This window comes from Achromobacter xylosoxidans (genome assembly GCF_014490035.1).
GTDB classification, from domain to species: Bacteria; Pseudomonadota; Gammaproteobacteria; order Burkholderiales; family Burkholderiaceae_B; genus Achromobacter; species Achromobacter bronchisepticus_A.
This window is the reverse complement of the sequence record NZ_CP061008.1, coordinates 3,506,725-3,528,075: the sequence shown is the minus strand read 5'-3', so window position 1 is coordinate 3,528,075 and position 21,351 is coordinate 3,506,725. Positions and strand designations below refer to the sequence as shown.

Here is a 21,351-nt window from a genome sequence, read left to right as displayed (position 1 = left end):
GGAGGGCAACTTGCGGCTGAGCTGCGTGTTCCAGCCGCTGAAATCACTGGGGTCAACAAGAATCCGGGTGGTCAGAACGGCACCATCACCTTCAACGTGCCGCGATGGCTTTGTATGTGGGACGAAAAGTCGCCGTCGTACTGCAGCCGGAAGTCCAGGCCGCCGGCGTTCGACACCTGCAGGCCCGCGCCGATGCGGCCGATGACGTCGTCCATGGGCACCGAGGTGTCGAAGGCGCCGGAGCCTGTCGGCGCGCCCTGCAAGCGCGACTTGACCGTGTACTCGTTCTTGGACAGGAACGACACGCCGCCATACATGTAGGGGCGCATGGTCGCGCCGTTCTTCAGCGCCACCTTGCCGCCCAGCTCCAGCGTCGGCGACAGGGCCATGACGAACTGGTTGCTGCTTTCCACGTCCAGATGCAGGGCGTCGCGGGATTCGCTGTAGCCGGGCATATGGGTGTAGGACGCGTCCAGATCCACATAGGGTTTCAGGTAGACGTGTTCCGCGGCATAGGTGCGGGCGATGCGCAGGCGCAAGGCCGCGCCATAGACGTCCAGGTCCGCGTCGGCCGTGCTCTGCATGCCGGGGATGCGGATGCTGCGGTTGATATCGTATTGGCCATAGCCGCCGCCCAGGGCCGCGGACAGGGTCCAGGGCCCGGCTTCGCGCTTGACCACCACGCCGGCATAGCCGCTGTCGCCCTTGCCGCTGACCCGTCCATCGTCGCCGCTCAGATGGCTGTTCTGGTAGGCGACGGAGCCGCCCAGGAACCAGCCCGGGCTGACCTGGCGCTGGCCGCCCAACTGGTAGGTGACGCCATCGAACGAAAAACCGGAGACGCCGCCGTCGCCGTCCTGGTTGGTATTGATGCCGGACACCTGGCCCCACAGGCAATCCTGTTCGCCGGTCAGCGCGTCGCCGCCCTGGAATGCCGGGCACGACATCATGGCGCCGGTAAAGCGCGCCATGCTGGCCTGCATCTGCGCGGCGGGCGCCACGGTGACGCCGGCCGACAGGTCGGACAGCCGGTTCGAATAGGTGTCGGCGCTTTCGCGGGAGGCCATGTCCAGCGCCGCGAACAAGGACGCCATGGCGGCATTGCCGCCCAGGTTCCAGGCGCCTTGCAGATGACTCGCGACCGAGCGCTGGTTGGCGGCCAATTGCATGGACGGCGCGGCGAAGTCGGCCTGCGCGGCGCGCACGCGCACGTTCTTGCCGTCCAGCCTGGCGTCGTAGTCGATCACCGGGCTGTCCTTGGCAACGGGACTGCCTTGCACATCGCCTTGCAGCGTCGCCACGGTGACTTCGTGATCGGGCAGCAAGGTGATGGGCTGGACATTGACCTGGCCGTCCAGGCGGGTATCGCCCTGCACCACCATGCTCGGCGATTTGAGGTTGGCGAAGTCCACGTCAGCCTGCAGCAGGCCGCCGGCCCGCAGGTTGAAATTCCCCGCGACCGTGAGCGTGTCGAAGGCGCCGGTCCTGCCTATGGCCACGACACCCGCGTTGTCGATGTTGGCCTGATAGAGCGTGGCGTCGCTCAGGGTGCCGCTGGCGGCGTTCCAGACATTGCAGGCGATGCCGCCCGCGCCGCCGCCGCATTCGATGTTGCCGAGGACGGTCCCCGCATTGTTGATGGACAGGCTGGCGCTGGGGGCGCTGGCCGGGAAGCTCACGGTCTTGGCCTGCTGCAGGGTGGCGCCGTCGTAGCGCACCGCGCTGCCGCCGGCGCCGGCCGCGATCATGCCCGCCGAGCCCACGGTCAGCGTGTTCTGCTGGTCGCCCACGATCCAGACGCCGTAGGCGCCCGCGCCGGTGCCGCCGCTGACCGAACCGTCGACGGTGACGGCCACCTGGCCCGCCCCTTGCGGACCGGCGCTTTGCGCAAAGATGCCGGTGGCGCCGGCGCCGGTCGCGGCGATGCTGCCGCTTTGCGTCAGCGTGACGTTCCCGCCTGATCCCGTGCTGCCGGCGCCTGCCGTGCTGCCGGCGAAGCCGCCAGCGGCATTGCCGCCCAGCCCGCCCCCGCCGCCGATGGATTGGGCGATTACGCCGAAGGCGTAGGCGCCGTGGGTTTCGATATTGCTGGCGACATTGAGAGCGACCGTTCCGCCGCTGCCGCTGCCGCCCGTCTGCCCGCCGCTTGGGGTCCAACCGCCCGAACCCAATTGCAGCCCCTTGCTGGTGTCGCCCGCGATGCCTCCGCCGCCCCCGATGGACTGGGCGATCAGGCCATGCGAGCCCGCGCCACTGGTGCTGATGTGGCCGCCGGCATTCAAGGTCAAGGTCACGGTTCCGCCATCGCCGGCCGCGCCGCCGCGCCCGCCCAGCGACACGCTGGCCAGATTGCTGGCGTCGCCCGCGCCGCCCAGGCCGCCGCCGCCGCCGATCGATTGCGCCAGCACGCCGTAGGCGCGCGCCCCTTGCGTGGTGGCGGCGATGCCGGTAGCGACATCGATGTTGCCGCCCGAGCCGGACAAGCCGCCGTTGCCGCCCACCGCGACGCTCATGGAATGGCTGTCCTGCTGCAGCTTGGAGCTGCTGTTGCCCGCGCCGGCCGTGCCGCCGCCGCCGCCGATCGACTGCATCGCCAGCGCCGGGGAGTCGTCGCCCGTGGTCTGGACGTTCAGCCAACTGCCGCCGCCAGAGGTCAGGATGCCGCCGCCGTCGCCGGCCACGCCGCCGGTTCCGCCGAAGGAGGCGCCGACGGTGATGGTGCCTTGGGCCTGATCGGAACCGTCGCCGCCCTGCCCGCCACCCCCGCCGATCGATTGCAGCAGCACGCCGTAGGCGTTGTAGCCGGTTGTGGCGATGCTGTTGCCATGGTCGTCGTCGAAGAAGAAGCTCAGGGCGCCGCCGTTGCCGCCCGCGCCGCCGCTGCCGCCCACGCCGATGATCGCGTTGGCCTTGATCTTGCTGCCCGAGGCGCTGGATGATCCGCCCACGCCGCCGCCCCCGCCTATGGATTGGGCGACCAGGCCGTCGGCCCAGTCGCCGGCGGTGGCGATCTTGCCGGCGTAGTTCACGGTGACGTTGCCGCCATGGCCGCCCGTGCCCCCGGTGCCGCCCACGTCCACGCCGAATTGATAAGTGCTGTTTTCGTCGTCGAGCCGTTCCTTGTTGTCGCTGTGATTGCCGATGCGGTCCAGGATGGGATAGGACGAGGCGTCGGCGCCCAGCGATCCGCCCAGACCGCCGCCGCCGCCGATCGATTGCAGCAGCACGCCGTCGGCATCGCCGCCTTCGGTGCGGATGGCGCCGAGCAAGACCGCGGCGATGCTGCCGCCGGTGGCGCCGGAACCGCCCGTGGCGCCCAGGCCCACCTGAAGGCGGGCGGACGGCCGTTCCTCGGCGCTGCCGGCCACGTTCAGCGTGCCACCCTGCGAGGCACCGCCGCCGCCGCCGATGGACTGCGCCACGATGCCGCGCGAACCCGAGCCCAGCGTGCGGATGGCGAAGTTGGGGTTCAGCGTCACGTCCACATTGCCGCCGGTGCCGCCCGAGCCGCCGGTGCCGCCCAGGGCCAGGGTCAGCTTGACGTTGGTGGGCCCGCCGTGGGTGTAGGCATTGCTGCTGCCGACCCCGCCATTGCCGCCACCTCCGCCTATGGATTGCGCCAGCACGCCGTTGGCGTAGTCGCCATAGGTCACGATGGTGGACGCCGGCGGCACGCGCACGCCGGGCGGGGTCAGCAACGACGGCGGCATGGCGACATAGGCGCCGTTGGCATCGCCCAGGCTCACGCCCACCGCGCCGCCGTCGCCGCCTGCCGAGCCGGAACCGCCCAGTGTCATGCCCGCGGACAGCGAGATCGTGGTCGCATCGCCCAGCACGGTGGACAGCACGGACGAATCGCCGCCATTGCCGCCGCCTCCGCCTATGGATTGCGCCATCACGGCGTGGGAGCCGTCGCCCAGGGTGGCGACCGTGGAGCCGTTGCTGAGGTTGATCTGGGTGACGCACGCCGCGTCTCCCGGCGGGCAGGCGCTGCCGCCCGCCCCGCCGCTGCCGCCCACCGCGGCTTCGAAGTTGAACGCCAGGGATGCGCCCTCGCCGGTGGGCACCGCCACCACCAGGTCGCTGGCGCTGGAACTGCCGCCATTGCCGCCGCCTCCGCCTATGGTCTGCGCCAGGATGCCGAACGAATCGTTGGGCGCATAAGTGGCGGGATCGATGTTCGGGCTGGCGTAGTCCATGCCCGTGGCGACGTGCGAACCGCTCAGGTTCACGATGGAGGACTGGCCGGCGCCGCCCGAGCCGCCGCTGCCGCCCAGCACCACCGCCGCGTTGAAACCGACCGTCACGTCGTAATAGCTGGCGTCGCCGCCGTTGCCGCCGCCTCCGCCGATGGACTGGGCGAGGATGCCGGCCGAGTGCGAGCCGCCGGTGCTGATGTTGAGGTTGCTGTAACCCACCTTGACCTCGGCGGCATTGCCGCCGGCGCCGCCGCTGCCGCCCAGTTGCAAGGCCGCGAAGGACGCCACGCTGGCGTTCTTGACGCTGCCGCCCGTGCCGCCGCCCCCGCCGACGCTTTGCGCGATGATGCCGGGCGCGTAGTTGCCATGGGTGGCGATGTTCGAGGTGGAGTACGTCAGCGTGCCGTCGCAGCCGCCCTGGTTGCTCATGCAGACCGTGCCGCCGTTGCCGCCGCCGCTGGCGCTGCCGCCGATCGCCACCGATACGCCCACCGATGCGGTGAAGGTATCGCCGCCGTTGCCGCCCCCGCCGCCCACGGATTGGGCCAGCACGCCCGCGCCGAACTGGCCGGCGGTCTGGATCGAGCCCAGGTCCTGGATGATGACGTTGCCGCCCGCGCCGCCCCCGGCGCCGCCACCGCCCACGCCCAGCACGCCGATACTGTCGCCGCCGCTGCCCCCGCCGCCGCCGATGGACTGGGCCACCATGCCGATGGCGGCGTTGCCGGCCGTCGAGATGGAGCCGGTATTGCCCATGACCACCGTGCTGCCGGAGGATCCGGTGGCCCCGGCCGAACTGCCGCCCACGCTCAGCAGGCCGGTCGCGCTGCCGGAAGCGCCGCCGCCGCCGCCGATGGACTGGCCGATCATGCCGTGCGAACTGTAGCCCGAGGTGGCGATGGACCCGCTGTTGCTCATGGTGACCTGGCTGGCCGCGCCGCCGCCTGCGCCGTCCCCGCCCAGGGAAACCAGTTCGGCCGTGTCCGCACCGCCTGCCCCGCCGCTGCCGGCGATGGACTGGGCCAGCGCGCCGTAGGCGTGGTCGCCGCCGGTGGTGACCGTGCCGGCGGTCGCGACATTGACCGCGCCGGCGTTGCCGCCATTGCCGCCGTTGCCTCCCTGGCCGCCCAGCACCGACACGAAGTCGCTGCCCGTGCCGCCGCCGCCGCCGACCGATTGCGCCACGATGCCGGTGGAAAACTTGCCCGTGGTGCTGATGGCGCTGCCGCTGGCGGTGGAGACGGTGACGGCGCTGGCGTTGCCGCCGAATCCGCCGCCCCCGCCCTGCCCGGCCAGCTTGGTGCTGTCGGTGCCGTCGCCGCCCTGCCCGCCCAGGCTTTGCGCCGCCAGTCCGGGCAGGTTATCGCCGCGGGTCGCAACGCTGCCGCCCTGGTAAAGATTGATCGCGACCGCACCGCCCGCGCCGCCATTGCCGCCGGAATGGTCCTTGTCCGGGCCTTTGCCGCCCTTGCCGCCGATGGCGCGGGCGGCGACGCCGGCGCCCTGCACGGTCGCGCCGGCCGCCGAACCGGCCACGTCCAGCAGCACCGAGCCGTTCACGTCCACGGTCACCTTCTGGGTCCAGCTGTCCGAGGTGCCGCCGCCGTTGCCGCCGTTGTCGCTGTTGTCGGTCGACGCGGTGCCGTCGCCGCCGATGCTTTGCGCATAGATGCCAAAGACCGTGCCGCTGTCGAAAACCTGCCAGTAGCTGTTGGCCTGGCCCTGGTGCGTTACCTGCACGGTGCCGCCCGTGCCGGCATTGCCGTTGTTGTAGCCGCCCATGCCGCCCACGGAATTCGCGTAGATGGCCGCGCCGGTTGCGTAGGTGCGCAGCCTTGTGGCGCTGCTGCCCAGGTTGATGGCGCCGGTGTTGCTGACCGTGACCGTGCTGGCGTTGCCGCCATTGCCGCCGATTTGGTCGCCGTATTCCAGCGTCGGATCGTTCTGGTCGCCGCCCGCCCCGCCCACGGCCCGCGCGTTGATGCCGTACAAGCCTTGGCGCGGGGTGGGCAATGAACCCGACAACGTCAGGTTGCCGGAATTGGTCACGGTCACGTTCTGGCCCAGTCCGCCATGTCCGCCGTTCGAATCGTTGTTGTCGTTGGCGGGGTCGCCGATGCCGCCGGACGAGACTGCCATGATCAGGCTGTTGAAGTTGCTGAGCGCCGTGCCGTTGAGCGCGATGTCGCCGCTGCTGGACACGGTGATGTGGCCGCCATCGCCTGCCGTGCCTTCATCCACGCCATCGCCGCCGCGCGATATGGCCGTGACCACGCCCACTGGGTTCAGCCGGGTCTGGTTCTCGTTGGCGTTGTAGTTGCCCGAGGACGTGACCGACACGTCCGGTCCGTTCTGGCCGTTCTTTTCGTTGTCATGGTCTACGCCGCTGTCGCCCTCGCAGATGGCCTGGGCGCTTGGGTAGTTGCCGGACGGCACGTTCAAGGTGGGGCCGCCTGCGCATGCGTAGCCGGCCTGCGCGCTGCCCGCCGCGCCCCAGGCGCAGGCGCCCAGCGCGGACGCGATGGCCAGCCGCAAGGTGTTCTGCCGCAGCAGAGGGAAAGGCAGGCTGTGGCCGCGCGTGGGGCGAGAGAGGGGCTTCATGGATGAGCGGATTCTTGTGGCCTGAGCGCGGAACCCGTCCGGCAGCTGGACGCATCGCTCAGTAGTAACTGGCAAAGTTTCGCCACTAGAATCCGCAGGCTGCGCGGTCGGTGCAACGCTTTTTCGACGAATCAGCGCTTTTTTTCGACGAAATCGGCAAAAAAAGCCACATCGTTACATCGAACCCGGGAGCAGATGTAAGCAAAGGTTGGCGCGAGGCAGCCGGCCCTTCGTATCAGGGGCGTGCACGGGCGCCGGCCGACGCCAGCAGGGTCCGGCCTTTTGGCGTCAGGATGACGACCGGTTCGGCGCGCGCATCGTCCCGGTCCCGAGACATGTCCACGAGTCCGTTGGCGGTCGCGTCTTCCCAGGCGGACAGGCGCGGACAGGAACTGCGCCAGGCGTCCATGGTCTGCGCATAGGTGCGCGGCCGTTCGGCGATCCAGGCCAGGAATTGCAGCAGGTTGCCGAGCTGGGAGGCGCCTGCCTCCAGCTCCGGGGTTGCGTCGTTTCTCTTCATCGCCATGCGCTCCCGACCTGGATGTAAAAGGCGTTCTGGTCCTTGCCGCGGGCGATGTCCCTCCCCACGGCCTATCCCGGCTTGGCTGCGAGCCGATACCGGAAGCCTGTGTCGATGATGACACGGCGGCGGATCTTGCGCACGGCTGCCGCCCCCGTAGGCTAGACCGCGAGCCGGCGCATTGTCAGCGCGACGACCGCCGTGGCGACAAGCTGCATGCCGGCCACGACGTACAGGCCGGCGGCCACGCCGCCCGTCCATTCCTTGAGCCAGCCCATCATGAAGGGCGTCGCAAAGCCGGCCAGGTTGCCGACGGAATTGATGAAGGCAATGCCGCCCGCGGCCGCGGTGCCTGTCAGGAATGCCGCCGGAATGGCCCAGAAGACGGGGAACGCGCCAAGCACGCCGATGGCGGCGATGCTCAAGGCGCCCATCGCCAGCACGGGGCTGCCGATGTAGGCGCCGGTCAAGGACAGGCCCAGCGCGCCGACCAGAGTGGCGCCCGCGCAATGCCGCCGGCGTTCACGGGTGGAGTCGGAATGCGCGCCGTTGATCACCATCGCGGCCGTGCCCAGGATGAACGGGATGGCCGACAACAGGCCTATGTTCAGGGCGCCTTGCACACCGAGCTCGCGCACGATGGAAGGCATCCAGAACGCCAGCGTCGCATTGCCGCCGACGATGCAGAAGTACGCCGCGGTGCACAGCCACAAGGCCGGCAGGCGCAGAGCCTGGGCGAAGCTGGCATGTTTGCCGGGATCCAGGCGTTCGCTGTCCAGCTCAGCCGTCAGCGCGGCCTTCTCCGCCGCGCTGAGCCAGCGCGCCTGTTGGGGGCGGTCCGGCAGGTAGGCCAGCACCACCAGTCCGGCGATCACCGATGGAATGCCTTCCAGCACGAACAGCCATTGCCAGTTGCGCAGCGGCGCCACGCCGTCCATGCCGCTCATGATGAGCCCGGCTATCGGCCCGCCGACGATGCCGGCGATCCCGAATGACGTCATGAACCAGCCATTGATGCGCCCTCGCCTGCCTGCCGGTATCCAGTACGTCAGATAGAGCATGACGCCGGGGAAGAAGCCCGCTTCGAAGGCGCCGAGCAGAAAGCGCAGGACATAGAAGGAAGTCGGCGTGGTCACGAATGCCATCGCCATCGAGGTCAGCCCCCACAGGATGGTGATGCGGGCCAGGGTCTTGCGCGCGCCGATGCGCTGCAGCAGCAGGTTGCTGGGCACTTCGAAGATGAAGTAGCCGATGAAGAAGATGCCCGCCCCCAGACCGTACACGGCTTCGCTGAAGCGCAGGTCCTGCAGCATCTGCAGTTTGGCGAAACCGACGTTGACGCGGTCGATCCACGCCAGCAGGAACAGGAAAATCAGGAAAGGAATGAGGCGCCAGGCGACCTTGCGGTGCATCTGGCCTGAATCGGCGGTGGGCGCTGGGCCGTGCGCCGGCGCGGTGAGGGGTTGCGGTGAAACAGCATCCATAGCGGGTTCCTCGGTGGAGCGGATCAGGGGAGCGCCCTAGCCCGCCGACACCGGGGCAAGGTCACGCGAGCAGATGTTTTTGTCTGCTATAAATATATTTTGCCATTTTGAAAAAATACAATAATCAGGATTAACCCGCGGTGAGCACCGCTGGCGACGCCCCGGCGGCGCGTCTTCAGGCCAGCAGGTTCTTGGGTAGCGCGGCGATAAAGGACGCGAAGCTGGTGGCCCCCTGCCCGGGGCTCATGTGCTGGGTCATGACCGCGGCCGCGCGCGCCGGGTCCTGCGCCTGGATCGCTTCGAGCAATTGGCCATGCTGTTCCCACGACGAGGCCAGGCGGCCGAAAGCCGAAAAGGCGTGCAGCCGGTAGGCGCCGGTGCGCGACCGCATGCGCAGGATCTCCTGGCGCAGATAGGGATTGCGGGCCCCTTGGTACAGGGCATCGTGGAAGCGCCGGTTGTGTTCCTGCCAGGCGTCGGTGTCCTCGCGCCTTACCGCGGCCGCGGCGCGTTCATGGATGGCCGCCAGCTCGTCGCGTTCGGCCGGCGTCATGCGTTCGCAAGCCAGGCGCGCGCCTATGCCTTCCAGCTCCGCCAGCAGTTCCCACATCGCCAGCAACTGGGCCACGTCCATCTTCGCCACCACCATGCCGCCGCGCGGCAGGCTGGCCACCAGGCCCTGCGCTTGCAGTTGCAGCAGCGCCTCGCGCACCGGCGTGCGGGAGACCTCGTAGGTCTGCATCAGCATTTGTTCATCGACCGGATCTCCCGGCAGCAGGCTGCCATCGCGGATGGACTCTTCGACGGACAGGCGGATGCGCTCAGCGGCTTTCATGGCGGACTCCGGTCAAGGGGGGAAGAAAATTCACGCTAGGCATAGTATTTTCTTGACTTCTATAAATATATTTATGAGACTAGACTTTTATTTTACCGAGCAAAACGCGGCAGGAGGTAATGAGCATGGAAGACTCGCCCAAGCAGGAATGGCAGGCCTGGGTCGCCCTGGCCTGCAAGACGCATGGCCTGGAGGTACCCGTGGAGACGCAAGCGGCGGTCGCTCGCACGCTTTTGCGTCTTGCCGCCGTGGAGGCCGAGATCGCGGGCTGCGGGGATGGCGATGCCTGATCCTCTGCTGCATCTCTCCGTGGCCGACATGCGCCAAAACTACGCCCAGGCCGCGCCCGGCGCACGCGCCGCCTTGGTCGCGGCCCAGGCTGCGGCGTTCCAGCGCCGCGCGGCCGACTTGCACTGCGCCACGCGCACCTATCAGCCCTCCCCGCCAACCGTGCGTTCCGGCTGCCTGCTTGACGGGGTGGCGCTGGCGCACAAGGATGCGTTCCAGACCGGCATGCACGCGCCGGGGCGCGGACGGCCATTGCGCGACGAAGCCGCGGGTCCGATCGCCACGGCGCTGCGCCGCTTGCAGGACCACGGCGCGCTGAACCTGGGCGCGCTGGCGATGGCCGAGCACGCCTGCGGCGCGACAGCCGAAAACCCGCACGGCGCACCGCTGGCCAATCCGCTGGACGCCGCCGCCGCGGTGGGCGGATCGTCCAGCGGCTGCGCCGTTGCGGTGGCGGCGGGCCTGGTGCCCGCAACGCTGGGCACCGATACGGCCGGCTCGGTGCGCATGCCGGCCGCGACCTGCGGCCTGGTCGGACTCAAGTCGACGCCAGGGGCGATCCCGGCGGACGGCGTGGCGGCCTTGGCGCCTACCTTGGACACGGTGGGCGTGATGGGCCGCAGCGCGCTGGATGCGGCCTGCGTCTACGCCGCGTTGCTGCCAGCGCCGGCAACGGCGTCCGCCTTGCCTGCGGACGCCACGCAGATCGAACAGGAACTATCCAGGCCGCGGCGTTGGCGGCTGGCCTCGACGCTGGCGACCGCCGGGGCGCGCGCCGACGTGGCGGCGGTGATGGCGCGATTCGAACACGGCCTGCCCGATCCACATCGCATTGGCTTGCGCCCCGCGCCCGACCTGGACCGCTTGAACCGCCTGGCCCAGATCGTGCTGCATGCCGAAGCCGCGGTCACGCTTGCGGACAGCGCGCGCCATGAATTGGCCTCGCTGGCGCCCGCCACCCGGGCCATCGCGCTGCCGGGCTGGGCCATGCCGGCGGTCTGGTATCGCCATGCCTTGTCGCAGATCGCGCCATTGCGCGCCGCCTTCCTCGCCACCTGTCTGGCCGACGCGGACCTGTTGCTCATGCCCTGCCTGCCGCAAGGCGTGCCGGACCGCGCCGCAGTCACTACCAGCAGCCCCGACTTCGATCCGCGCGCCCTGGCCGCGCTGCACCGCCACCACGCCTACCTCAACTATCTGGGCCTGCCGGCGCTGGTCTTGCCCGTCGGCATCGATGCGCAAGGCCGCCCCGTCTGCGTGCAAGCGGTCGGCGCGCCCGGCAGCGAAGCGCTGCTGCTGGCCTTCGCGCATCAGTTCGCCCTGCCCTTTTCCGCCATCCTGCAACGCTAATCCACGGACTCATCATGGCCAGAATCAATGCCTCCCCCACTCTTGCGCGCTTTCGCGTGCTGGACCTCTCGCGCGTGCGCGCCGGCCCGACCTGCGTGCGCATCCTGGCTGATTTCGGCGCGGACGTGATCCGCATCGAACCGCCAGCCGGGATCGATCCCAATGAAGCCATGTTCGCCGCCGACCGTACCGGCGGCGACTTCCAGAACCTGAACCGCAACAAGCGGTCGATGACGCTGAACCTGAAGAAGCCCGAAGGCCTGGCCGTGTTCAAGCAACTGGTGGCCACGGCCGACGTGGTGGTCGAGAACTGGCGCCCCGACGTCAAGACGCGCCTGGGCGTGGACTACGACGCCCTGCGCGCCATCAATCCCCGCATCATCCTGGCCAGCATTTCCGGCTTTGGGCAGGACGGTCCCTATGCGGACCGGCCGGGCTTTGACCAGATCATCCAGGGCATGGGCGGGCTCATGTCGGTCACGGGCTTTGCCGGCGGCGGTCCGCTGCGCGCCGGACTCGCGGTCGCCGATTGCGGCACGGGCATCTATGCCGCGGTCGGCATCCTGCTGGCCCTGCTGGAGCGTGAACACTCCGGCGCGGGCCAATGGGTCCACAGTTCCCTGCTGCATACGCAGATCGCGCTGATGGACTTCCAGGCGGCGCGCTATCTGAACGACGGCGACACGCCGGTGCAGGCGGGCAACGACCATCCGACCAGCAGTCCGATGGGGTTGTTCGAGGCCAGCGACGGCGCGTTCAACCTGGGCGCGTCCGGCGAAGGCAACTGGCGCCGCCTGTGCGAGTGCCTGGACGCGCCGCAATGGCTGGAGGACCCGCGCTATGCGACCGAGAAGCTGCGCGTGGCCAACCGGGCCGCGCTCAACGCATCCCTGGCGCAGCGCTTCCGCCAGCAGGGCGTCGCGCACTGGGTCGGGCTGCTGAACCGCGCCGGCGTGCCGGCAGGCCCGGTCTACAGCATTCCGCAGGTATTCGAGGACGAACAGGTGCGCCATCTGGGCGTGGCGCAGAGGGTTGCGGACGAGACCGGGCACGAATACCGCGTGATCTCGCAGCCCGTGGCCTTGACGCGCACGCCCGCCCATATCGCGAGGCCCGCCCCCGGCTGGGGCGAACACACCCGCGAGATGCTGGCGGAGTTGGGCTATGCCACGGGCGACGTCGAGCGCCTGTATGAAGAGGGCGTGGTATGAGCGGCGGCCAGATCCAGTTGGATTTCCAGGACGGCATCGCAACCCTGACGGTCTGCCATCCGGAACGGCGCAATGCGATGACGCTGGCCATGTGGCAGCAACTGGCCGCGGCGCTGCGTGAGCTCGAAGGCGCCGAGGTCCGGGTGCTGGCGCTGACCGGCGCCGGTGGCCGGGCCTTCGTGTCCGGGGCCGACATCAGCGAGTTTGACCAGGCTCGCGACGGCGCGGCCGCGGTCGCCCGGTACAACCAGGCGGTGGCCGATGCGCAGCAGCTGCTGGCGGACTTCCCCGCGCCTACGGTCGCGCTGATACAAGGCGCCTGCATGGGCGGCGGCATCGGCCTGGCGCTGGCTTGCGACCTGCGCTATGCCAGCGCCAGCGCCCGCTTCCGCATGCCGGCGGCAAGACTGGGGCTGGGCTACTCCTATGCCGACATGCGCAGGCTGGCAGGCGTGGTCGGCGCGGCATCCGCGTTCGATCTGTTCTATACCGCCCGCATCCTTGACGCCGAGCAGGCCGAACGCCGCGGCCTGGTCCACGAACGGTACGCCGACGACGATTTCGTTCGCCAGACGCAGGCCCGGGTGCGCGCCATCGCCGCCAATGCGCCCCTCTCCCTGCGCGCGGCAAAGGCGGCCATACTGGCGACCATGAATCCGCCCGCGCCCGCGCAGCTCGATGCGATCGACGCGCTGGTGGCCCAGTGCTTCGCCAGCGAGGACTACGCCGAAGGCCGGCGGGCGTTCGCCGAGAAACGCGATCCGGTCTTCCTTGGCCGCTGAGCCGTCTTTGAACCATGAGCAAGATGCCATGAACAATCCACGCATTCCTTTCATGCTTTCCAGCCAGCGCCCGCCCCTGGCGGCGCTGGACGGCCGGGCCATCCTGGTGCACCTGGTCGTCAATGTGGAGCACTGGCCGTTCGACCAGCCCATGCCCCGCACCTTGCTGACCGCGCCGCATGGGCGCGAGACGGTGCCGGACGTGCCCAACTACAGCTGGGCCGAGTACGGCCTGCGCTGCGGGCTGCCGCGGCTCATCGACGCCATCCGCGGCCGTGGCCTGCCTGCCTCGGCCAGCCTGAACGCCTCCGTCATCGATGCCTACCCCGAGGCGGCCCAGGCGCTGCTGGAGGCCGGCTGGGAATTCATCGGCCACGGCATCCACCAGCGCGCGCTGTCGCAAGAGGACGGCGACGGCCAGGCCCGCACCATCGCGGCGGCGCTGGACCGGATCGAGCGCTTCAGCGGCCGCCGGCCGCGCGGCTGGCTCTCGCCGGGCCTGCGCGAGACGCGGGATACGCCGGATCTACTGGCCCAGGCCGGCATCGACTACCTGTTCGACTGGTGCCTGGACGATCTGCCCAACTGGATGCGGACCGCCGGCAAGCCCCTGCTGGCGCTGCCCTATGCGCTGGAGCTGAACGATTCAGTCATCCACGCCGTGGAAAAGCATGCCACCGGAGAGTTCGGCCGGCGCCTCGAGCGCACGCTGGACCTGTACGCCGACGAGGCCCGCACCGCAGGCCGTCCGCGCGTCCTCACGCTGGGGTTGCATCCCCACCTGATGGGCGTGCCGCACCGCTACGCCGACCTGCTGGCCATGCTGGACCTGCTGCAAAAGCACCCGATGACCACCTTCGTCACCGGCGCCGCGATGTATGACTGGTATGCGGGCCAGGTTCCCGCCCAGCTCGACGGAGCCGCCGCATGAACGCCATCGATACCCTGGTCGCGCATTTGCTGCGCACCCAATACGAGCACCTGCCGGCAACGGCGGTGGACGCGGCCAAGACTTTCATTCTGGATGCGGTCGGCGTCGGTCTGTCCGGCTCGCGCCATCCCCGCATGCCCTCGCTGCGCCAGGCGGCCCAGGCCCTGGGCCAGGGCGCGGAAGCAACCGTCTGGGGCAGCGGCGAGCAGCTGCCCCTTGCCAGCGCAGTCATGCTGAACGCATACCAGGTCTTCAATCAGGAGTTCGACGCGATCCACGACCAGGCCGTGGTGCACGCGTTTGCCTGCATCGTGCCGGCGGCGCTGGGCTACGCCGAACGCGAAGGCGGCGTCGACGGTCCCCGGTTGATCACGGCGGTCGCCGCCGGATTGGACTTCGCCATCTACGTCGCGCTGGCCCAGCGCGCGCCCATGCGCTTTTTCCGGCCGGCCATGTGCGGCGGCCTGGGCGCCACGGCTACGCTGTGCAAGCTTGGCCGGCTGGATGAGAGCGCCACGCGCGATGCGCTGGGGCTGGCGTACAGCCATCTCTCCGGCACCATGCAGGCGCATATCGAAGGCTCTCCCGCGGTCGGCCTGCAGGTCGGCCTGAACGCCAGGGCGGCGGTTACGGCCTTCGAACTGGCGCGCGCGGGCTTCCCCGGTCCGCGCGACATCCTGGAAGGCCCTTATGGCTACTTCGCGCTGTACGACGCCGGCCAGGCCGACTGGGACGCGGTCCGCGCGGACGTGGGCCGGGTGTTCCAGATCAGCCGCATGAGCCACAAGCCCTACCCGACCGGCCGGGCCACCCATAGCGGCATCGGCGCCGTGCTGGACCTCATGCGCGTTCATGCGCTGCAGCCGGGGGACGTGGACCGGATCACGGTCCGCGCGTCGTCGCTGATCGTGCGCCTGGTGGGACGGCCGGCCCACCAGGGCATGGATTCCGCCACCGCCCGGCTCTGCATGGGCTATGCCATCGCCACGGCCCTGCTACGCGGCCGGGTCGGCATACCCGACTTCGATCCCGACGCGCTGTCCGAGGCCAGGACTTTCGAACTGGCCGCGCGCGTTCAGGTGCTGGATGACGGCAATCCGGACCCCAACGCTATGAGCCCCCAGCGCGTCGAATTGCGGCTGAAGGACGGCCGCGAATTCACGGTCGACATGCCGGCCTTTCCTGGCAGCCCGGAACGCCCCCTGGGCGTGGCGGAACAGGACGCCAAGTTCGAGGCCTGCTGCGCGTCCGCGCAGCCGCCCTTGCCCGCCGCCCAGACACGGGAGCTGGCGCGACGGCTGCGTGGACTGGAGGCCGAACAGGACCTGCGCGCCATCGTCCGCCTGCTGACGACTGGGCGCCCGTCCTAACCGCGTATACCGGACTGGGCGCGTCAGTACTTGAAGCTCACGCGCGCCCAGACGGTGCGGCCCGGTTCATTGACTGCGGTGTTGGCGGCATAGCCGAAACCCGCATTTCCGGCCAGGTTCAAGTGTTCGCTGTAGGTCTTGTTGAACAGATTGTCCACACCCAGCGACAGGCGGACCTGCTTGTTGACCGCGTAGCCGCCGTTGACGGAGAAAACGCCGAAGCCCGCGCTTGGGCCGAAGTCCTTGCCCACGACGTTGCCCTCGTTCAAGGCGTAGCGCCTTTGCGCGGCCACGATGCGCCACAGCGCCCCGGCCGACCAGGTGCCGTCATCGTAGGCGGCGCTTAGCCTGGCCTCCAGCGGCGGCATCTGCGGCAGCGCCCTGCCGTCGCTGCGGTTCTCGCCCCAGGCATACGCGAGCGTGGCTCCCAGCTTCCACGCGGGCGCGGGCTTGTATGAGACGCCGAGTTCGCCGCCAGCAATGCGCGCATCGACATTGCTGGCCTGCGACGCCGGACCCATCATGCCGCCCGAGGTGTAGCTGAACAGGATGAAGTCATTGACGTAACCCGCGTAGCCTGAGAACCAGGCGTCCAGTGCTTCGGTCTTATACTGCGCGCCGAAATCCAGCTGGGTGGTTTTCTCGGGCTTCACCCCCTGGAAGGCGTTGACGGACCCGGCAGGCCCCTGGTCCGGAGAGAACAGCTCCCAGTAATCGGGGAAGCGCTCGACGTGGCCCAGGCCCACATAGACCGTGGCCGGCAGCGTGGCCAGATCCTGCTCATATCGCAGGAAGCCGCTGGGCAGCGTGTCCTTGCGGCGTTCATCCGCAGTGGGATTGGGCATGGGCATCATCATCGAGCCTGTGCCCTGGCGGAAGTCCTTGGCCGAGGCCCAGTCGATCCGCGCCCCGCCGATGACGCGGCTGTCCTGCGCGGCGCGCCAGGTCAGTTCGCCGAACAACCCGGTGTTGGAAAAGTCGGCGTCCTTGACCCAGCTCTGGCTGCTGTACGGCACCGTGTCGGTGCCGCTGCGCGAGCGATGGCGGCTCTGCTGGAAATCCAGGCCGGTGACCAGGCTGACATCCGGCGAAAGTTCCCAGGTGCCGGCGTAGCGGCCGCCCCAGGTCGCGCGGTCCACGTCGGCCGCCATGGCCATGGGCATGGCGCTCATGGGGTCCGGCGCGCGCAGCGTGTAGTTGTCCATCACATGGTCGGCGTAGTTGTAGTACAGCTGCGCTTCGACCTTGCCCAGCACGGGCCCCAGGTTGCGCTTCTCGAAACGCAGGCCGAAGCTCTCGCGCTTGAACTGGGAGCCGTCCATGCCGCGGCCGGCATAGCGCGCTTCGCCATCGCCCGTGCCCGCGGTCAGTTCGTACAGCGTGTCGGCGTCAGGCGTGTAGCCCAGGGTCAGGTCGGCGTTCCACTTGTCCCAGCGCGAAGGCACGGTGTTGCCGTCGCCGTCCTTGTAGTCCTGGGAGTGGGAATGGTTGGCGGTGATGCGCGTGTAGACCTTGTCGTTGCCCAAGGTCAGATCGGCGGCCTGGTCGTTGCGGCCGAACGAGCCGCCCGTCAGGCTGCCGTCGAATCGCACGCCGGCCGCCGTGAAGCGAGGCGTGTCGCGGTCGAACTTGACCGTGCCGGCGGACGCGCCGGGTCCCCACAGCACCGTCTGCGGCCCCTTGATGACCGTGAGCTGGTCGAAGTTCTCGGGCGAGATATAGGAACTGGGCGCGTCCATGCGCGCCGGGCAGGCGCCTGGCATGGACGTGCCGTTGGTCAGCAGATTCAGGCGCGAGCCGAACATGCCCCGCAGCACGGGATCGCCGTTGGTGCCGCCATTGCGGATGGCCGAGAAGCCGGGAATCGTCTTCAGATAGTCGGTCCCGTCGCTGGCCGGCAGCGGCTGGCGCGGGATCTTGGGATCCGTGGTGAAGGTCAACGGCGCGCTGGGTTCTACGCCCGTGATGACCACGGGATCGGTGGTGTAGACGTCGGGCGTGCCGGCGGCTTGGGGCCAGGCGGGAAATGAGGCGGCCACTGCGGCGGCCAGGCAACTCAGGCGCAGGAATTCTTGGTTAATGGTCATGTCTGGTGTCTGTCGATCGGGAACGTGCGATGGCAGGCGCAGACGGGCGGCGCGGCCGTCTCCCCTTAAGGAAGGCGTGACAGGAGCGCGCAGTCTGCGCATGGGCGTGACGAAAGGGGGACCCTCCCCGCGCGGCGCAAAAGGACCATGGCCCGCTGCGCGCCGATGACGCTGGCGCAAGCGCTCAGGCCCGCGGAAACACGGGCTGCGCGGATGGCATGTCGTTGAAGTCTGGGGAGAGGGTCAGGCGGATGGCGGCGGCGCGCGCGACCGTTGCGGCAGCCGGGTCAAGGCGCTTGCAATGTGGGGTTCGGCGGCCGGGGGATGGACTGCGGGGGCTGCGGCTGGCAGGAGCCAGGCCAGCAGGATGATTGCGGGCGGCAGCGCGTCGCTCAGCATGGCGCAGCCCGCGCTGCAGCAGTGCGGCAAAGCGCCGCTGTGCTGCTGCTGCGCACCCTGCTTTTGCCCATCGGCATCCAGCGTCACCACGCGCGGGCCGCTGGCCGTGCAGACGATGGTGGTGACGCCTGCCTGGCCCGTTCCGATGCCCGAGGCCGCGAGCGCCGAAGACGCGATTAGCGCCTGGAAGACGAACAGGGCCATCGCGACCAGCGCGACCCAACGTCTACGGGCATGGGCAGATGCGTGCATTCGGCGGTTCCTTATCGGCGCAGATGCTATCACGCAAGACGGAGCAGATGCCGTGGACGAATGGCAACGCGCAGCCAATTCGGATTGCCGCCTGATGTAGATCAGACAATGCCGCCGCTTCTTGCGCGTCGCCGCCAAACTTGGCGCAGGCAAGTGATCGGGCTACCCTGTAGCCGGCAGCCCGTTGCGGCGACTTGGCTTTTCAACCATAGAAAGTAGAGGATGCGGATGTCCCGTTGGACTTTTTACTCAGCCCCTGGCACCTGTGCGCTGGCGACGCATATCGCCTTGCATGAAGCGGGCGCCGATTTCGACCTGGTCAAGCTCGACATGGGCGCCGGGCAGCAGCAGAGCCCCGAGTACCTGCGCGTCAATCCCAAGGGCCGCGTGCCGGCGCTGGCGACCGAGCACGGCGTGCTGACCGAGACCCCTGCCCTGCTCGCCTTCGTGGCGCAGAGCTTTCCGGCCGCGCAGCTGGCGCCGGTCGACGATCCCTTCGCCTTCGCGCGCATGCAGGAGCTGGCGAGCTATCTGGCGTCCACCGCCCACGTGGCCCACGCGCACAAGCGCCGCGGCGCGCGCTGGGCCGACGATCCGGCCGCGCACGCCGCCATGCAGGCCAAGGTGCCGCAGACCATGACCGCCTGCGCCGCCTATCTGGAATCGCAGATTGTCGGTCCCTGGGCTGCGGGCGAGCGCTACAGCGTGGTCGACGGCTATCTCTTTACGATAGGCAGCTGGTTGGAGGGCGACGGCGTCGACCTTGCGCAGTTCCCCAAGCTCGCGGCCTATCTGGCCCGGGTCGCGGCAAGACCCGCCGTGCAGCGCGCACGGGCCGAAGCCCAGGCTTCCTGAAGGCGGCGGGCTGGCCGGCGCGCGAGGCCCGGCCAGCACTGCCACTTATCGTATCGGTTTGATTGGCATCAAAACTGGAACGCTGCAGTCAGTTTCGGCGGACTAGCGCGGTATTGCATCCTTTCCTATCCTTCTTCCGTGCCGTTGCTGTCAGCGCGTTTTAAGCTGGCGGGCTGACGGAATGCGCGTCCTGGCTCCTCCAGACGCCAAACATACCGAGAATCGAATGAAGCACACCTACGCAGCATTTCTGGCCGCCTCGCTGCTGGCCTTGGGCAGCCTGCCGGCGCACGCCGCGCCCGTGGACTACCAGATCGACCCGGAACACACGGAAGTCGTGGTGACTTGGGACCACCTGGGTTTCTCCAAGCCCACCGCGCATGCCGGGGCCGTGACGGGCGTCATCCGCTACGACGCCGCTCAACCCGCGAAGTCGGCCGTCGACCTGCGCGTGCCGGTGGCGCGCCTGACGTCGCACGTGCCCAAGCTGGACGAAATGCTGCAAGGCGCCGAGTTCTTCCAGGCGGCCAAGTATCCGGAGATCCAGTTCAAGAGCACCTCGGTGGCCGACCACGGTAATGGCAATCTCAGCATCAGCGGCGTCCTGCGCATCAAGGACATCGAAAAGCCGGTGGTGTTGCAGGCGCGCCAGAACAAGCAAGGCATCCATCCGATGGCGCAGCGTCCCGCCATCGGCTTTGACGCCATGACGGTCGTCAAGCGCAGCGATTTCGGCGTGGATGCGTTCGCGCCAGGCGTGAGCGACGAGGTGCAACTGCGCATCACGGTCGAGGCCGTGGCCGACGCCGCGCGCTGAATTCCCGGGCGTGGCGATCGCCGCACGCGCAAGGCCCTGGCTGCTAAGACAGGAACCCGATCCAGCGCCCCGCCACCAGGCAGGCCAGCCATAGAAATAGCGAGGCGCCTGCGCGCACGCGCATGGCGCCCGTCGCCCTGCCTTCGCCCTGCACCGTCTGCCAGGCTTTGCTGCGGCGCGCGAGCACGGCATTGGCCGCAGCCGTGGCCAACAGGCCCATCTTGATTCCGAACGCGGGATTCGCCAGGTATTCCAGCGGCTGGACGCTGAAGAGCATGGCGCCCGTCAATACCGCCAGCGCCAAGCCCGCCGCCGCGGTCCTGGCGAACACGGGCGCCAGCACAGCCAGCGGTCCGGGCTTGAGCAGCCCCAGCAGGCGCAGGTCCAGCGGAACGATGGAGCCTATGAGCAGGCCGATGGCGCCGATGTGGGCGGCGTTCACCAGCAGGTACAGCGTGCTCCACCGCCGCAGCCAGATCGACGGCGGCAGGGTCTCAAGCTGTTCGAGCGCAAGGCGCAGCAGCTCAGGCATGGCCCGGCCGGTCAGGGCTTCTTGATGCGGCTGGGATAAATGTCGTACGTCTTGCCGCCCACCTTGATCTGGACGGCCTTCATGCGCTTGGCGTCCGACTCTCGGTCGCGGTTGCCGATGGCGGTGATGGCGTCGCCCGGCTTGGCGGAGCCTTCGACGAATCCGGCGTCCTTGGTCTGGGTGGGATTGCCCAGCTCCACGCGCCAGACGCCGTCGTCGGCGCGCACGTCCAGCCAGGGATGCGGGGGCGCAATCTGCACTTGCTGGACCGTGCCTTGCAGCGTCATCTGTTCGGATTCGGCCCAAGACCAGCCGTGATGCGCCATCGCGGCGGGCGCCAGGCCCATCAGTCCGGAAAGCGCCAGCGCTGCCGTGGCCACGCGTATGGATAGCTTCATGTCGCTGCTCCTGAATTACGGTTTGGCTCCCTTCCCTGCGCGGCGGCCGCTCGTGTGGCGCGCGTCCGGCGCAACCAGCATAACGCGGCAGGTCAGCCATATCGAGCGGGATTCAATGCTAATAAATTACTTTAAATAAAACACTTCAATAGTATAAATAATCATATAAAAATCAAAGAGATAGAGAATTATTTTTATAGTTTAGATGATGCTGAATCTACGCTGAATTAAAGAAATCAGCGATTGTTTCGGGAAAACCCGAAGAAACTTTCCCGCTCGCACACTGGTCGCAAATTGTTCAGGTGATTGTCAGACACCGTCCCCAAATGGCGCCGTCTCCGCGCGCCCGCCGCGCCCAACCGAGAGCATCCGATGACACAGCCCACCCTGCGTTCGTCCGCGAATCCGGCCCTGTTGCTCCAGCCGCGCGCGTCGGCCGG

Annotated in this window: 16 protein-coding genes; 8 read left to right on the top strand and 8 right to left on the bottom strand. The window is 68.7% G+C overall.

Annotation, left to right across the window (positions count from 1 at the left end):
- Nucleotides 1-71: 71 nt before the first annotated feature.
- The 4 genes from IAG39_RS16465 to IAG39_RS16450 form a co-directional block, all read right to left on the bottom strand.
- On the bottom strand, nt 72-6,800 hold the full coding sequence (locus IAG39_RS16465; RefSeq protein ID WP_118933074.1) for an autotransporter outer membrane beta-barrel domain-containing protein: 6,729 nt from the start codon (nt 6,798-6,800) through the stop codon (nt 72-74).
- A gap of 235 nt (nt 6,801-7,035) precedes the next feature.
- The gene (locus IAG39_RS16460) at nt 7,036-7,320 is read right to left on the bottom strand and encodes a hypothetical protein (RefSeq protein WP_059376157.1); all 285 of its coding nucleotides are present in this window, start codon (nt 7,318-7,320) and stop codon (nt 7,036-7,038) included.
- A 161-nt stretch (nt 7,321-7,481) separates the two neighbouring features.
- Entirely contained in the window at nt 7,482-8,804 is a 1,323-nt protein-coding gene (locus IAG39_RS16455; RefSeq protein WP_118933073.1) for an MFS transporter, read from the bottom strand.
- Nucleotides 8,805-8,979: 175 nt separating this feature from the next.
- Nucleotides 8,980-9,639: a GntR family transcriptional regulator gene (locus IAG39_RS16450; RefSeq protein ID WP_118933072.1), complete on the bottom strand. Its 660-nt coding sequence runs from the start codon at nt 9,637-9,639 to the stop codon at nt 8,980-8,982.
- Between the two features lie 119 nt (nt 9,640-9,758).
- On the opposite strand from IAG39_RS16450, the gene IAG39_RS16445 reads away from it, so the two are divergent.
- From IAG39_RS16445 to IAG39_RS16420, 6 genes are read left to right on the top strand one after another with little or no spacing between them, the layout of a single operon-like run.
- On the top strand, nt 9,759-9,929 hold the full coding sequence (locus IAG39_RS16445; RefSeq protein ID WP_165867867.1) for a hypothetical protein: 171 nt from the start codon (nt 9,759-9,761) through the stop codon (nt 9,927-9,929).
- On the top strand, nt 9,922-11,277 hold the full coding sequence (locus IAG39_RS16440) for an amidase (RefSeq protein WP_118933103.1): 1,356 nt from the start codon (nt 9,922-9,924) through the stop codon (nt 11,275-11,277). The genes IAG39_RS16445 and IAG39_RS16440 overlap by 8 nt, the downstream gene beginning before the upstream one ends.
- A gap of 14 nt (nt 11,278-11,291) precedes the next feature.
- Nucleotides 11,292-12,488 (top strand): CaiB/BaiF CoA transferase family protein, encoded by a 1,197-nt coding sequence (locus IAG39_RS16435; RefSeq protein ID WP_118933071.1) that lies wholly within the window; start codon nt 11,292-11,294, stop codon nt 12,486-12,488.
- On the top strand, nt 12,485-13,270 hold the full coding sequence (locus IAG39_RS16430; RefSeq protein ID WP_118933070.1) for an enoyl-CoA hydratase: 786 nt from the start codon (nt 12,485-12,487) through the stop codon (nt 13,268-13,270). The genes IAG39_RS16435 and IAG39_RS16430 overlap by 4 nt, the downstream gene beginning before the upstream one ends.
- 28 nt (nt 13,271-13,298) lie before the next feature.
- On the top strand, nt 13,299-14,201 hold the full coding sequence (locus tag IAG39_RS16425; protein ID WP_118933069.1) for a polysaccharide deacetylase family protein: 903 nt from the start codon (nt 13,299-13,301) through the stop codon (nt 14,199-14,201).
- Nucleotides 14,198-15,571 carry an MmgE/PrpD family protein gene (locus IAG39_RS16420; RefSeq protein ID WP_118933068.1) on the top strand — a complete coding sequence of 458 codons (1,374 nt, stop codon included), beginning with the start codon at nt 14,198-14,200 and terminating at the stop codon, nt 15,569-15,571. Before IAG39_RS16425 ends, IAG39_RS16420 begins: the two co-directional genes overlap by 4 nt.
- A gap of 23 nt (nt 15,572-15,594) precedes the next feature.
- Here IAG39_RS16420 and IAG39_RS16415 read toward each other — a convergent pair whose 3' ends face one another.
- Nucleotides 15,595-17,658 (bottom strand): TonB-dependent copper receptor, encoded by a 2,064-nt coding sequence (locus IAG39_RS16415; protein WP_118933067.1) that lies wholly within the window; start codon nt 17,656-17,658, stop codon nt 15,595-15,597.
- A gap of 243 nt (nt 17,659-17,901) precedes the next feature.
- The gene (locus tag IAG39_RS16410; RefSeq protein WP_059376135.1) at nt 17,902-18,309 is read right to left on the bottom strand and encodes a DUF2946 family protein; all 408 of its coding nucleotides are present in this window, start codon (nt 18,307-18,309) and stop codon (nt 17,902-17,904) included.
- Between the two features lie 228 nt (nt 18,310-18,537).
- Here IAG39_RS16410 and IAG39_RS16405 point away from each other — a divergent pair, with 228 nt between their 5' ends.
- Entirely contained in the window at nt 18,538-19,164 is a 627-nt protein-coding gene (locus IAG39_RS16405; RefSeq protein WP_059376222.1) for a glutathione S-transferase family protein, read from the top strand.
- Between the two features lie 226 nt (nt 19,165-19,390).
- Complete coding sequence (locus IAG39_RS16400) at nt 19,391-19,981, top strand: YceI family protein (RefSeq protein WP_118933066.1); 591 nt, start codon at nt 19,391-19,393, stop codon at nt 19,979-19,981.
- Nucleotides 19,982-20,024: 43 nt separating this feature from the next.
- Here IAG39_RS16400 and IAG39_RS16395 read toward each other — a convergent pair whose 3' ends face one another.
- Together IAG39_RS16395 and IAG39_RS16390 are read right to left on the bottom strand one after the other, a co-directional pair.
- Complete coding sequence (locus IAG39_RS16395; protein WP_118933065.1) at nt 20,025-20,513, bottom strand: DUF2214 domain-containing protein; 489 nt, start codon at nt 20,511-20,513, stop codon at nt 20,025-20,027.
- 11 nt (nt 20,514-20,524) lie between these two features.
- Entirely contained in the window at nt 20,525-20,911 is a 387-nt protein-coding gene (locus IAG39_RS16390; protein ID WP_118933064.1) for a DUF6152 family protein, read from the bottom strand.
- Nucleotides 20,912-21,351 lie beyond the last annotated feature (440 nt).